Source organism: Nitratireductor mangrovi, from assembly GCF_007922615.2.
GTDB classification, from domain to species: domain Bacteria; phylum Pseudomonadota; class Alphaproteobacteria; order Rhizobiales; family Rhizobiaceae; genus Mangrovimarina; species Mangrovimarina mangrovi.
Genome location: NZ_CP042301.2, coordinates 324,829 through 338,154, shown reverse-complemented (window position 1 = coordinate 338,154; position 13,326 = coordinate 324,829). Strand labels below are relative to the sequence as shown.

Here is a 13,326-nt window from a genome sequence, read left to right as displayed (position 1 = left end):
GGGCGCGGCATCCTGCCCGCGCCGGCTCAGGGGGCGGCGATCAGAGCATGCTGTCGATGATTGCCGAGAACTCGCCAATCGACATGGCCCCCGCATATTTCTTGCCGTTGATGAAGAAAGTCGGCGTGGAATCGACGCCGAATTCCTTCGCCCCGCGATCCTTGACCGCCCTGACATCCTCCAGAAGCTTCTGGTTCGTCAAGCACGCCTCGAAGGACTCCTGTGAAAAACCGGCCAGACGCGCGATCTTCAACAGCGCCTCGCGAGCGTTCTCCACGCCCACCCAGGCGTCCTGCTGCTTGAACAGCACATCGGCCATGGCGAAATACTTGTCGTCGGCGCAGCGGGCGAGCATGAAGCCGGCCTCGGCGCGCGGATCGAACGGGAATTCGCGCAGCACCAGCCTGGCCTTGCCGGTGTCGATATATTTCTCCTTCAGCGCCGGATAGGTGTTGCGGTGGAAATTGCCGCAATGGCCGCAGGTCGTTGAGGCATATTCGACGATGGTGATCGGTGCGTCCTCCGAGCCGACCGACTTCTCGGGAAGCGGGCCGGGTTCCATCAGCTTGGCGACGTCGACCGTGCCTTGCGCGTCCGGAGCCGAAACCTTCGGCGCCTCGGGCGTTTCCGGTGTCTTGGGCGTGTTCGATTCTCCTGAATCGCTGCACGCAGCCAGCACGGCTGCCGCCGGCAGCGCTGCCAGCGATGCGACTACGTTCCGACGCGATACGAAGCGGGCCATGCGAATCACCTGTCGATGTCTGGATTTTGCTATGTTCGGATATCAAAAAGCGAGAGTTGGCGCTTATTAAGGCATCGTTTGCACCGATCACAGCGCAAAAGTGCCGCGGCCGCTTCACGAAATCGACAGCACGCCCGTCACCCGGTCATTTGCGCGACGCCACCACGCTTTGGCCAAGCCGTTCCAGCGCCGCGCGCAGCCCCTCGTCTCCAACATCCTTCACGTAGCCGCCGACGCGCTGCTTTTCCGCCTCGCTGAGCGGACGCAAGGGCTTGCGCCGTTCGCCGGTGTCCAGCGCCACCGGTTTCTGCACGATACGGATGCGCCCGATCGCGGCAAAACCGAAGAAGCTGTTGACCCGGTCGATGATTTCGCCGGTCTCGTGCTGCAGGTGCAGCGCCATGGCGCCCTCACACGCGACCACCAGCGTTGCCGGCTCGAAGGGATCGTCCTCATGCCGCCGCCTCGGCCAGGCGATGCGCTCCGGCCGTGTCGAACGGGCCAGACGCGTTCCGACCAGTTCCTGCCACGACTGCACCAGGCTGACCGACATGCCGGCGCGCTTCTTCAGCACCGGATCGAGGATGCCGGTGGCAAGGTCGCTCACCGCGACGGGATTGCTCCCTCTGCGCTTCCCTGTCATGTACCGACCGCCATGCGCCAATGCCTTCCTCGCCGCCCCCAGAATATCCGAGCCGGACGCCGATGACATCCCCCGCTCGCGCTCGCTCGCCGCGCGGCGATTTCGCGGCGCGGCTGCTGGCCTGGTATGATCGCCATCACCGGCACCTTCCCTGGCGCATCCCGCCACGGGCCATGGCGGCGGGGGAACGGCCCGATCCCTACCAGATCTGGCTGTCCGAGATCATGCTGCAGCAGACGACGGTGGCGGCGGTCAAACCCTATTTCGAGACCTTCGTGCGCCGCTGGCCGACGGTCGAGGCGCTGGCCGCGGCCGAAAGCGACGAGATCATGAAGGCCTGGGCCGGCCTTGGCTATTATTCGCGGGCGCGCAACCTGAAGCGCTGCGCCGAAACCGTCGCCGCCGCGGATGGCGGCAGGTTTCCCGAAACGATGGCTGCGCTGCGCGAACTGCCCGGCATCGGCGACTACACCTCGGCGGCGATCGCGGCGATCGCATTCGACGAGCCTGCCGCCGTCGTCGACGGCAATGTCGAGCGTGTGGTGACGCGGCTTGAGGCCATCGAAAGGCCGGTTCGCGAAGCCAAGCAGGATATCCGCGGCATTGTTCAGACGCTTGTTCCGCCCTCCCGGCCCGGCGACTTCGCCCAGGCCATGATGGACCTCGGCGCGACGATCTGCACGCCGCGCCGGCCGGCCTGTGCGATCTGCCCGGTCAGCGACGACTGCAAGGCACGGCTGAACGGCGATCCGGAGCGTTTCCCGCTCAAGCCGCCCAGAGCCGAACGCCCGCAGCGGCTCGGCGCGGCCTTCGTCGCCGAACGCGCCGACGGGGCGATCCTGTTGCGCAAGCGCCCCACGAAAGGTCTGCTCGGCGGCATGAGCGAGGTGCCGACGAGCGGCTGGTCGGCGCGTATCGACGGCGATGACCGCGTGGATGCAGCACCGTTCGACGCCCGGTGGCGGCCTGCTGGCAGCGTGCAGCACGTCTTCACGCATTTCGCGCTGACGCTTTCGGTCTATCACGCCCGTCACGACGGCAGCGCGCCACCGGATTGGTGGTGGGCGCCGCGCGCGGATATCCACAGCGAAGCGCTGCCCACTGTCATGAAAAAGGTCATCGAGGCTGCCATACCCGGCGCGATCCGCAAACCGACCCGCAATGGAGCATCCCGGTGACCGACATCCGCCACATCGTCTTCGACATCGGCAAGGTGCTGATTCATTACGATCCCGAGATTCCCTACCGGCGGCTGATCCCGGACGACGACAGGCGCGCCTGGTTCTTCGAGCACGTCTGCACTTCGGACTGGAACGTCGAGCAGGATCGCGGCCGCCGCTGGGAGGAAGCCGAGGCGTTGCTGATCGCCGCTTATCCGGACGAAGAGGACAATATCCGCGCCTTCCGGCGCAACTGGCACGAAATGGTGCCACACGCCTATGAGGGCAGCGTCGCCCTGATGCTGGAGCTGATCGAGGCCGGTCACGACGTGACCATGCTCACCAACTTCGCCGCCGATACATTCGTTGAGGCGCGGCGGAGGTTTCCGTTCCTCGACCGGCCGCGCGGAGTGACCGTCTCCGGCGAAGTCGGGCTGATCAAGCCGGACCTGCGCATCTACGAACGCCATGCGAGCGATTTCGGCCTCGACCCGCAGGCCGCGCTCTTCATCGATGACAGCCCGAAAAACGTCGAGGGCGCCCGCGCCGCCGGCTGGCAGGCGATCCATTTCACCGGGGAAGCGGATCTGGAGCGCGACCTGGCGCGGATGGGCATAGCGGCCTGATGCCGTTCAGCGCGTCGCCGCGTCCAGCGAAGCGATCGGCAGTAGACTCCGCGTGGCCAATCACTCAATCCACTCGAGCTGCTGCCTGAACAGGCGCACGAGCTCAGCGTTGACTTCGGCAGGCGCATCGATCTGCGCCAGAACATCGTCGAAAACCGTCGGATCGACGCCCACGAAACGCTGGTCGAGCAATTCCACCTGCGCCGAATACACAGCGGCCTCGGTTATGAAGACGGTTGCCGACTGGCCGCAAATCTCGGCCGCCTGATGCACGAGTTCGTGCGTTTCGGCATCGAACCTAAGGTTGAAGGTACGGGTCGTCTTCGAGGCGGTCATTGACACTTCCGTCATGACATCCGCGCCGACGGCGCGGGGTCACTATAGGCCATGTCTATACAAGAAGACTGACAAGCCGTGAACGTCCTTGCGACTTAACAATCGCCCCGCCGGTCAGGCGGCGGCCACAGCCATGCGGTCGCGCATCTCGCGGCGCAGTTCGTCGATCGGCTTCAGGGCCCCGCCGGTCTCGAAGTGCCAGAAGGTCCAGCCGTTGCAGGCGTCGAGCCCTTGCACCTGCGCCCCCATGCGGTGGATCGAACCGGCCTCTGCGCCGACGGCGAGCGTGCCGTCGGCCCTGACCCGGGCGTTCCAGCGCCGCTTGGCGTCACAGAGCGCGAGCCCCGGCGCGACCAGGCCGGCCTCGATCAGGCTGACGAAGGCGACCCGCGGTTCGGCGCGCTTGCCGGTCATGATGGCGAGGTCAGGCTTTTCCAGTGGCTCCACGCCGTCGATCCTGGCGATTGCGGCGTCGATATAGGCCTGTTCGCGATCGATGCCGACGAAATGGCGCCCGAGGCGCTTCGCCACCGCGCCAGTGGTTCCCGAGCCGAAGAAGGGATCAAGCACGACGTCGCCGGGCCGCGTCGAGGCCATCAGTACGCGGGCGAGCAGGGCTTCCGGCTTCTGCGTCGGATGCGCCTTGCCGCCACCGGCATCCTTCAGCCGCTCCGCGCCGGTGCAGATCGGGAACAGCCAGTCGGTGCGCATCTGCACGTCGTCGTTGGCCGCCTTCAGCGCCTCGTAATTGAACGTATAGCCCTTGGCCTTCTGGTCGCGCGAGGCCCAGATCAGCGTCTCGTGCGCGTTCTGAAAGCGCCGGCCGCGAAAATTGGGCATCGGGTTGGTCTTGCGCCACACAACGTCGTTCAGGATCCAGAAGCCCAGATCCTGCAGCTTGGCGCCGACCCGGAAGATGTTGTGGTAGGAGCCGATCACCCAGATCGTGCCGTTCGGCTTCAGCACCCGGCGGGCGGCGAGCAGCCATGCACGGGTGAAGGCGTCATAGGCCTGGAAGCTGTCGAACTGGTCCCAGGCGTCGTCGACCGCGTCGACCTTGGACTGGTCGGGTCGATGCAGGTCGCCGCCAAGCTGCAGATTGTAGGGCGGGTCGGCAAAGATCGCGTCGACCGACTTCTCCGGCAGCTTCTCCATCGCCGCGACGCAGTCGCCCTTGAGGATGGAGTCGCGCCACTCATTGACGGGCGCGAGGGTGGGGAGATCGTCGACGATACGCATGGCGGACATGGAACACCCGGGTACTCGGTACTGTTTACGCCCCGTTATGGTTACCGTTTTGCGTAAAGAATTGGTGTATCGGCCGCCTGGCGATTTGCCTCCGCGCCGCCGCCGCGCTATCTGACCGCGTCCTTCCCGAGACATGACAGGCCAAGCATGCAGCCCGAGCTGGTGATTTTTGATTGCGATGGCGTCCTCGTGGATTCCGAGATCATCGCGGCGCGCGTGGAGGCCGACCTCATCACCGAGGCCGGTTTCCCGATCGAGGCGGGCGAACTCGCCGAACGCTACGCCGGGCTCACCTTTCACGACATCCTGCTGAAGCTGGAGGAGGAAGCGCAGATCCCCTTCCAGGCGTCCTTGATCGAGAAGGCCGAGAAGGCCGTCGACAAGGCGCTGGCAAGGCAGGTGCAGGCCATCGAAGGCGCGATCGAGGCGGTGGCGCGCACGCGCCATCCGCGCTGCATCTGCTCAAACTCGACCGCGAAACGCCTGGATGCCATGCTCACCCGCACCGGGCTGAAGCCCGGCTTCCCCGACACCGTCTTTTCAGCCCTCGACACGCCGAGCCGACTGCCCAAGCCGGCGCCCGACGTCTTTCTCCATGCCGCCGAGCGCATGAACGCGGACCCGGCCGCGACCTTCGTCATCGAGGATTCCGAACACGGCATTGCCGGCGCCCGTGCCGCCGGCATGCGGGTCATCGGCTTCACCGGCGGCAAGCACAGCTATCCCGGCCACGCCGACAGGCTGACCGAGGCCGGCGCGGAAACCGTGATCAGCCGCTGGGCGGACTTCCACCCGGTACTGGCCGCCCTGGCGGAATGGTCCGAAACGATCTGAGCGCCGATTTGCCGCTCGGCGGTCAGTCGGCCGGCCCCTCGTCATAACCGACGAAGACCTGCACGTTGCGGGCGGCCGGCGTCTCGAAGGTCACGTTCGGGTCGTTGAACACGAACTGGGTCGCGGGCTGATTGGCCGCGATCGAGACGTCGTATTTGTGCAGTTGTGAATAGAGCACTTCCTCGCCGCGCAGCACCGCGATGCGGATCGGCATCGAGATCGTGCCATCCTTGGCGACCGGGCCCGGCACCACCTTGCCGGCCGCGGCGACATTCATGGTGATGGTGCCGGCGCCATAGGTGCAGCTGCGCGTCACGTCGCTGATCGAGGCCTGGTAGATGATCTTGTCGCGATCGTTCTCGGCGCCCCGCTCATAGGTATTGTAGAACGCCGTGCCCGAGCGCAGCGTCACCCGTGGGCAATAGGCGCGGAGCTCCTGGGCCGAGATCTTCTGCGTCGTCGACGTGTCGGTGCTGCTGCCGCCGCCAAGGCCGAGATCGAGCACGCCTCCGGGGCCGCCCGATTGACAGCCGGCGACGCCGACGAGAAAGCCGAGCGCGGCAATCCGTGTCAGCCTGCGCATGTTACTCAACAACACCATGAACTGCTCTTCCCTGTCGCAACGGCGCTGTTCTATATCAACGCCGCCTGCAAAATGCGACCGAGTGAATGCGGTTTTTCAAGGGCGAAACCTGCGGCGCCGCGAGCGTCCGACGCGATACGGGACCGGACTGACACGATGCGATATGTCTCGACCAGGGGCGCGGCCCCGACCCTCGGCTTTTCCGACGTGCTCCTGACCGGACTGGCGCGCGACGGCGGGCTCTACCTGCCCGAGACCTGGCCGCAGTTCCCGGCCGCCGATATTCGCGCCTTGCGCGGCCTTCCCTATGCCGAGATCGCCAAGCGTGTCATGACGCCCTTCCTGGGCGGCGAAATCGACGCGAAGACCTTCTCGGCCATCGTCGACGAGACCTATGCGACGTTTCGTCACGACGCGGTCTGCCCGCTGGTCCAGACCGGGCCGAACGAGTTCGTGCTCGAGCTCTTCCACGGTCCGACACTCGCCTTCAAGGACGTGGCGATGCAGCTTCTGGCGCGGCTGATGGACCATGTCCTCGCCGAAAGGGGCGAGCGTGCGACCATCGTCGGGGCGACGTCCGGCGACACCGGCGGCGCGGCGATCGACGCCTTCGCAGGCCGCGACCGCTCCGACATCTTCATCCTCTTCCCGCATGGCCGCGTGTCGGCGGTGCAGCAGCGCCAGATGACCACGTCGGAGGCGAGCAACGTCCACGCGCTCGCCATCGAAGGCAATTTCGACGATTGCCAGGCGCTGGTGAAGGCGATGTTCAACGACGACCCGTTCCGCCGGCGCGTGCGCCTTTCCGGCGTCAACTCGATCAACTGGGCCCGCATCATGGCCCAGACCGTCTACTACTTTTCTGCCGCCGTCTCGCTCGGAGCGCCCGACCGGCCGGTTACCTTCGTCGTGCCGACCGGCAATTTCGGCGACATCTTCGCCGGTTACGCGGCCAGGCGCATGGGCCTGCCGATCGAGCGGCTGGTGATCGCCACCAACGACAACGACATCCTGGCGCGCGCGCTTGCGGGCGGCCGCTACGAGACCCGCGCCGTCGTGGCGACCACCTCGCCGTCGATGGACATCCAGGTCTCGTCCAACTTCGAGCGCGCCCTGTTCGAGGCGGCGGGACGCGACAGCGCCGCCACGACGACGGCGATGGAGGGGCTGAAGCAGTCCGGCGCCTTCACGGTGCCGCCGCCAACCCTTGCCGCGCTGCGCGCCGATTTCGACGCCGGCACCTCGACGATGGCCGAGACGGCTTCGACCATGCGCGAGGTCCTGGAGAAAAGCGGCTATCTCGCCGACCCGCACACCGCCACCGCCATCAAGGTCGCGCGCGATGCCGCCGGCAGTGCGGCGCCGGCGATCGTGCTTGCCACCGCGCACCCGGCAAAGTTCCCCGACGCGGTGCGCGAGGCGACCTTGCAAGCCGCCAACTTGCCATCATGGCTCACGGGCCTTATGGATCGGGAGGAAAGATACGAAATCCTGCCATCGCAGCTTCAGGCGGTGCAGGATCATGTCGGCTGCAGGACGCGGGCGGCCGGCTAGGGAGTACGAGGAGTAAGCCGTTTATGGGTGTAGAGGTAAGCCGTCTGTCGAACGGTCTGACGGTCGCGACCGAAACACTGCCCCACGTAGAAAGCGTCGCCCTCGGCGTCTGGGTGAAGTCCGGCTCGCGCAACGAACACGACAACGAGCACGGCATTGCCCATCTTCTGGAGCACATGGCTTTCAAGGGCACCAGCACACGCTCGGCCTGGGACATCGCCTCGCAGATCGAGGATGTCGGCGGCGAGATCAACGCCGCCACCAGCGTCGAGACGACCTCGTTCTTCGCCCGGGTGCTGCGCGACGACCTGCCGCTGGCTATCGACCTCCTCTCCGATATCCTGACCGATTGCCGCTTCGATCCGGAAGAGCTCGAGCGCGAGCAGCACGTCATCCTGCAGGAGATCGGCGCCGCGCACGACACGCCCGACGACGTGGTGTTCGACCACTTCACCGAGACGGCGTTCCGGCACCAGACCCTCGGCCGCTCGATCCTCGGCACGCCGGACACGGTGAAGTCGTTCACGCCGAAGCAGATCCACGACTTCATGGCGCGCCAGTACGGCGCCGACCGCATGGTGGTGGTGGCCACAGGCGCGGTAAAGCACGACGAGTTCGCCCGCGAGGTCGAAAAGCGCCTCGGCAAGGTCCAGGCGCGCGCGCCCGGCAAGCCGCCGCAGAACGCCAATTATGTCGGCGGAGACTACCGCGAGGACCGCGACCTGATGGACGCGCAGATCCTGCTCGGCTTCGAGGGCCGTGCCTACCACGTGCGCGACTTCTACGCCTCGCAGCTCCTGTCGATGATCCTCGGCGGCGGCATGTCCTCGCGCCTGTTCCAGGAGGTGCGCGAGAAACGCGGGCTCTGCTATTCGGTCTATGCCTTCCATTGGGGCTTCTCCGACACCGGCGTCTTCGGCATCCATGCCGCCACCGGCAAGGACGACATTTCCACACTGGTGCCGGTGCTGCTCGGCGAGCTCAAGAAGGCGGGGCTCGAGATCAGGCAGGACGAACTCAATCGCGCCCGCGCCCAGTACAGGGCCGGCCTCAAGATGTCGGCGGAAAGTGCCGCCAGCCGCGCTTCGCAGATCGCGCGCCAGATGCTGTTGTTCGGACGGCCGGTGCCGATGGACGAGCTGATGGAGCGGCTGTCCCTCATCACCGTCGATCGCCTGACCGACCTTTCGGCGCGGCTGTTTTCCACGCGCCCGACCATCGCGGCGGTCGGCCCGATCGGTTCCCTGGCGCCATTCGAGGACGTCGTCGGCATGCTGCCCAGCCCGCAACCGGCAATGCGCGTCGTCGCCGGATAGAGCCCGCAATGTCTGGCTTGCCGTTCTTCGGCCGGGTCTATCCGACAATCGCCGGCGAACGGATCACGCTCAAATTCCCGACGGGCAAGGAATATGCGGAATGGGCCGCCCTGCGCGGCGCCAGCCGCGATTTCCTGCAGCGCTGGGAACCGGCATGGACCAGCGACGAGCTCGACCGGCCGGCCTGGCGGCTGCGCATGAAACGCTACCGCGAAGAGCTGTCGCGTGGCGGCGGCGCCACCTTCCTGATCTACCTCAACGACAGCGGCGAAATGGCCGGCGGCATCTCGATCGGCAACATCCGCCGCGGCGTCGCGCAGTCGGGGCAGATCGGCTACTGGATGGGCGAGCGTTACGCCGGCCGCGGCATCATGCTCGACGCGCTCAGGCTGACGCGCGGCTACGCGTTCGAGACGCTCAAGCTGCACCGTATCGAGGCGGCCTGCATACCCGACAACAACAGGTCGATCCGCGTACTTGAAAAAGCCGGATTCACGCGGGAAGGACTGCTCAGGTCCTACCTCAAGATCAACGGCAGCTGGCAGGACCATTACCTTTACGCACTGATTGAGGGCGAGTATCAGGTACAGATGACGCGAGGCACGGCCATTGGCATCTGATTCGCAATCCCGGGGTGCGGTGCTGCTCACCGTTCTGGTCGCGGCCATCCTCGCCGTTCTTGCCGTGTTCACCTCGCCGGCTTCCGCGATCGAGCCGATCCGGATCTCGCGCGACGACGTCGCGCTCGACCTGTCGCGGGCGCTGGAATTTCACCGCAACAAGGGCTCGAGCTTCCAGGTCTCGACGGCTCCAGGCATCGACGGCATCGTGCGCCGCATCGAGGTCGAGGCCAAGGATGAGACGTCGTCGGGCGACTGGGCGGTCTTCGCTCTCGCCAACACGACCGAGCAGCAGCTCGACCGGCTGATCGTGGCGCCGCATTTCCGCCTCGTCGGCTCGGGACTGATCTGGCCCGACCTCGGCTCGCGCCGCATCGCGGCGATCACCCCGAGCGAAGGCTTCGCGCTCGACCAGCAGGAGAGCCCCGACGCCGACGTGTTCCTGGTCACGCTCAATCCCGGCGCGGTCATCACCTTCATCGCCGAGCTGTCGTCGCCAGACGTGCCGCAGGTCTATCTGTGGGATCCGGAGGCCTACAAGGACACGGTCAATTCCTACACGCTGTTCAGGGGAATCGTGATCGGCATTGCCGGCCTCTTGGCGCTGTTCCTGACCATCCTGTTCGTGGTCAAGGGCACGACGATGTTTCCGGCCACCGCGGCACTCGCCTGGGCCGCACTTGCCTACATCTGCGTCGATTTCGGCTTCCTGAGCAAGGTGATCGAAATCTCTCCGGGCAACGAGCAACTCTGGCGCGCCGGCACCGAGATCGCGCTTGCCGGCAGCTCGATCGTGTTCCTTTTCGCCTATCTCAACCTCAACCGCTGGCACGGCCATTTCAGCTATGTCGCACTGGCGTGGATCGCCGGCCTGGCCGTCATCGCCGGAGTCGCGGTGTTTTTCGATCCCGCCGTGGCCGCCGGCATCGCGCGCATTTCGTTCGCCACCACCGCGCTCATCGGCATCGTTCTGGTCGCCTATCTCGGCCTGCGCGGCTACGACCGCGCCATCATGCTGGTGCCGAGCTGGCTGATGGTGCTGGTCTGGCTCGTAGGCTCATGGCTGACGATCACCGGCATGCTCGACAACGACATCGTCCAGCCGGCGCTCGGCGGCGGCCTGGTGCTGATCGTCCTTCTGATCGGCTTCACCGTGATGCAGCATGCGTTTTCCGGCGGCGCGCTGCAGCAGGGGCTGTTCAGCGACATGGAACGCCAGGCGCTCGCCATCACCGGCTCCGGCGACGTCGTGGTCGACTGGGACGTCCTGCGCGACCGTGTCGTCACCCGGCCCGACATCTCCGAGCCGCTCGGCCTCGGCCGCGGTAGCCTGCACGGGCCGGCGCGCAACTGGCTGCCGGTGCTGCACCCGGACGACCGCGACACGTTCCGCACCACGCTCGACATGGTGCTGGAACATCGCCGCGGCCGCATCGCGCAGCATTTCCGCCTGCGCGCCGCCGACGGCCACTATCACTGGTATCTGATGCGGGCGCGCCCCGTCGTCGGCTCAGACGGCGAGGTGATCCGCTGCGTCGGGACGCTGATCGAGGTCACGGAGCAGAAGAAGGCCGAGGAGCGCCTGCTTCATGACGCCGTCCACGACAATCTCACCGGCCTCCCCAATCGCGAACTTTTCCTCAACCGGCTCGACGCGGTGATCGCGATCGCACGCGACGAGGAAAAGGTCCGGCCGACCGTCTTCGTCATCGACATCGACCGCTTCAAGCATGTCAATGACGGGCTCGGCATGTCGGCCGGCGACACCATGCTGCTGACGCTGGCGCGCCGTCTGCACCGGCTGCTCAAGCCGCGCGACGCGCTGTCGCGCTTCACCGGCGACCAGTTCGCGCTGATGCTGCTTTCCGAGCAGGATCCGGCCCGCATCGCCGCCTTCGCCGATGCCATTCGCGCCGCGATCCGCGCACCGATCAATTTCGCCAAGCGCGAGATCGTGCTGACCGGTTCGGTGGGCCTGGTCTCCTGGACGTCGCCCTCGGCCACCGCCGAGGACATGGTGAAGGACGCCGAACTCGCCATGCAGCAGGCCAAGCGTTTCGGCGGCGACCGCATCGAGCCGTTCCGGCCGGCGTTCCGCTCCTACGGCGCCGACCGTCTCCAGATCGAGTCGGACCTGCGCCGCGCCATCGAGCGCGGTGAGTTCTCGCTCGCCTACCAGCCGATCATCCGCCTCGAAGACAACACCGTGGCCGGCTTCGAGGCGCTGCTGCGCTGGGACAATCCGCGCCGCGGCATGATCCCTCCGTCGGAGTTCATTCCGGTCGCCGAGAACTGCAACCTGATCGTCCAGCTCGGCCTGTTCGCTATGCAGCGCGCGGCCGAGGACCTCGCCTCATGGCAGAAGCAGATCGGCCAGACGCCGCTGTCGGTCTCCGTCAATCTGTCGAGCCGGCAGCTGATCCGCCAGGATCTGGTTCAGGATGTTCGCTCGGCGCTGGCGCGGGCCAATCTGAAACCGATCTATTTCCGGCTCGAACTCACCGAGTCGCTGGTGATGGACAATCCGGAACAGGCCGCACACGTGCTCGACAAGTTGCGCAAGCTCGGCATCGGCCTTTCACTGGACGATTTCGGCACAGGCTATTCGTCATTGTCCTACCTGACCCGCCTGCCCTTCGACACGATCAAGATCGACAAGAGTTTTGTTGACGACACCAGTCCCAAGAAGTCGGTGCTGCTGAACTCGATGGTCGACATGGCTCATGATCTGGGGCTTGCCGTCGTTGCCGAAGGGGTGTCGAACGAGGCCGACGCGCTGCAGCTCAGGCAGATGGGATGCGAGTTCGTGCAGAGCTTCCTTTACGGCCCGCCGCTGCAGCCGGACGCCGCCTTGCGCATGCTCAAGGAGCACTATCCGCTCGTTCAGGCCTGAGGCCCGGAAGAACGGTCCCCCGTCCGGAAGGGCAGCAGGCGAACAATCGGAGGCTGGCGTTCAGGCGTGGCCGGAAAAATTGCTCAGATGCGCGACGTCGATACCGAGCGAGGCGAGAACGCGGTCGTATTTGCGGTCCATGTCGCCGTCGAAAAGCAATTCGTTGTCGACCGGGCAGGTGAGCCAGCCATTGTCGGCGATCTCCTGCTCCAGCTGTCCGGCGCCCCAGCCGGAATAGCCGAGCGCCATGATGGCGCGGCGAGGCCCCTGTCCTATCGAGATCGCGCGCAGGATGTCGACCGTCGCCGTGAGGCAGATTTCCTCCGAGACGGGAAGCGAGGATTCGACCATATAGTCGTCGGAATGCAGCACGAAGCCGCGGCTGCGATCGACCGGGCCGCCATTGCGGACCGGAAGGTCCTGTGCGGCCGCCGGCAGCCTGATCGCCTGCTTCTCGTCGACGATTCCGAGTTGCACCAGAAGGTCGGGAAACCGCAGCGGCTGCGCCTGGTTGATGATCAGGCCCATCGCGCCTTCCTCGCTGTGCGCGCAGACATAGATGACCGAGCGCGCGAAACGATCGTCCGCCATGCTCGGCATGGCGATCAGGAAGTGGTCGTCGAGATAGCCGGCCGGTCCCGAACTGATCCTGTCGTCCGAAACCCCCGCCTTTCCCTTGTGGCGCAAGATGTCCATGCTCGAAGCGTAGCGCGTTTGCGGATTTCTTGAAAGGACCATTCGATGCCCGTGGAATGGCAGATGAGCGGACGA

At 65.8% G+C, this 13,326-nt stretch carries 13 protein-coding genes; 7 read left to right on the top strand and 6 right to left on the bottom strand.

What is annotated here, in order from left to right; translation table 11 throughout:
* Nucleotides 1-40: 40 nt before the first annotated feature.
* Nucleotides 41-742: a DsbA family protein gene (locus FQ775_RS01625; protein WP_146299175.1), complete on the bottom strand. Its 702-nt coding sequence runs from the start codon at nucleotides 740-742 to the stop codon at nucleotides 41-43.
* A 145-nt stretch (nucleotides 743-887) separates the two neighbouring features.
* Nucleotides 888-1,385: a DUF721 domain-containing protein gene (locus tag FQ775_RS01620; RefSeq protein ID WP_146299174.1), complete on the bottom strand. Its 498-nt coding sequence runs from the start codon at nucleotides 1,383-1,385 to the stop codon at nucleotides 888-890.
* 62 nt (nucleotides 1,386-1,447) lie between these two features.
* On the opposite strand from FQ775_RS01620, the gene mutY reads away from it, so the two are divergent.
* Nucleotides 1,448-2,563, top strand: coding sequence for an A/G-specific adenine glycosylase (gene mutY / locus FQ775_RS01615; protein WP_206064817.1), 1,116 nt, complete (start codon nucleotides 1,448-1,450; stop codon nucleotides 2,561-2,563).
* The gene (locus tag FQ775_RS01610) at nucleotides 2,560-3,171 is read left to right on the top strand and encodes an HAD family hydrolase (RefSeq protein WP_146299172.1); all 612 of its coding nucleotides are present in this window, start codon (nucleotides 2,560-2,562) and stop codon (nucleotides 3,169-3,171) included. Before mutY ends, FQ775_RS01610 begins: the two co-directional genes overlap by 4 nt.
* Nucleotides 3,172-3,231: 60 nt before the next feature.
* On the opposite strand, the gene FQ775_RS01605 is transcribed toward FQ775_RS01610, so the two are convergent.
* Nucleotides 3,232-3,507 (bottom strand): type II toxin-antitoxin system TacA family antitoxin, encoded by a 276-nt coding sequence (locus FQ775_RS01605; RefSeq protein ID WP_167812727.1) that lies wholly within the window; start codon nucleotides 3,505-3,507, stop codon nucleotides 3,232-3,234.
* A gap of 114 nt (nucleotides 3,508-3,621) precedes the next feature.
* Entirely contained in the window at nucleotides 3,622-4,755 is a 1,134-nt protein-coding gene (locus tag FQ775_RS01600; RefSeq protein WP_146299170.1) for a site-specific DNA-methyltransferase, read from the bottom strand.
* Between the two features lie 147 nt (nucleotides 4,756-4,902).
* Here FQ775_RS01600 and FQ775_RS01595 point away from each other — a divergent pair, with 147 nt between their 5' ends.
* Entirely contained in the window at nucleotides 4,903-5,589 is a 687-nt protein-coding gene (locus tag FQ775_RS01595; RefSeq protein WP_146299169.1) for an HAD family hydrolase, read from the top strand.
* 22 nt (nucleotides 5,590-5,611) lie between these two features.
* On the opposite strand, the gene FQ775_RS01590 is transcribed toward FQ775_RS01595, so the two are convergent.
* Nucleotides 5,612-6,190, bottom strand: coding sequence for a hypothetical protein (locus FQ775_RS01590; RefSeq protein ID WP_146299168.1), 579 nt, complete (start codon nucleotides 6,188-6,190; stop codon nucleotides 5,612-5,614).
* 138 nt (nucleotides 6,191-6,328) lie between these two features.
* Here FQ775_RS01590 and thrC point away from each other — a divergent pair, with 138 nt between their 5' ends.
* Genes thrC through FQ775_RS01570 form a run of 4 tightly spaced genes read left to right on the top strand, consistent with a single transcriptional unit; the run spans nucleotide 6,329 to nucleotide 12,555 of the window.
* Nucleotides 6,329-7,726 (top strand): threonine synthase, encoded by a 1,398-nt coding sequence (thrC, locus tag FQ775_RS01585; RefSeq protein WP_146299167.1) that lies wholly within the window; start codon nucleotides 6,329-6,331, stop codon nucleotides 7,724-7,726.
* 23 nt (nucleotides 7,727-7,749) lie between these two features.
* The gene (locus FQ775_RS01580) at nucleotides 7,750-9,042 is read left to right on the top strand and encodes a M16 family metallopeptidase (protein ID WP_146299166.1); all 1,293 of its coding nucleotides are present in this window, start codon (nucleotides 7,750-7,752) and stop codon (nucleotides 9,040-9,042) included.
* 8 nt (nucleotides 9,043-9,050) lie between these two features.
* The gene (locus FQ775_RS01575; protein WP_146299165.1) at nucleotides 9,051-9,662 is read left to right on the top strand and encodes a GNAT family N-acetyltransferase; all 612 of its coding nucleotides are present in this window, start codon (nucleotides 9,051-9,053) and stop codon (nucleotides 9,660-9,662) included.
* 19 nt (nucleotides 9,663-9,681) lie between these two features.
* On the top strand, nucleotides 9,682-12,555 hold the full coding sequence (locus FQ775_RS01570) for an EAL domain-containing protein (protein WP_146301896.1): 2,874 nt from the start codon (nucleotides 9,682-9,684) through the stop codon (nucleotides 12,553-12,555).
* A 60-nt stretch (nucleotides 12,556-12,615) separates the two neighbouring features.
* Here the strand turns inward: FQ775_RS01570 and FQ775_RS01565 are convergent, their stop codons facing one another.
* On the bottom strand, nucleotides 12,616-13,251 hold the full coding sequence (locus tag FQ775_RS01565; RefSeq protein WP_146299164.1) for a YqgE/AlgH family protein: 636 nt from the start codon (nucleotides 13,249-13,251) through the stop codon (nucleotides 12,616-12,618).
* Nucleotides 13,252-13,326: the final 75 nt, after the last annotated feature.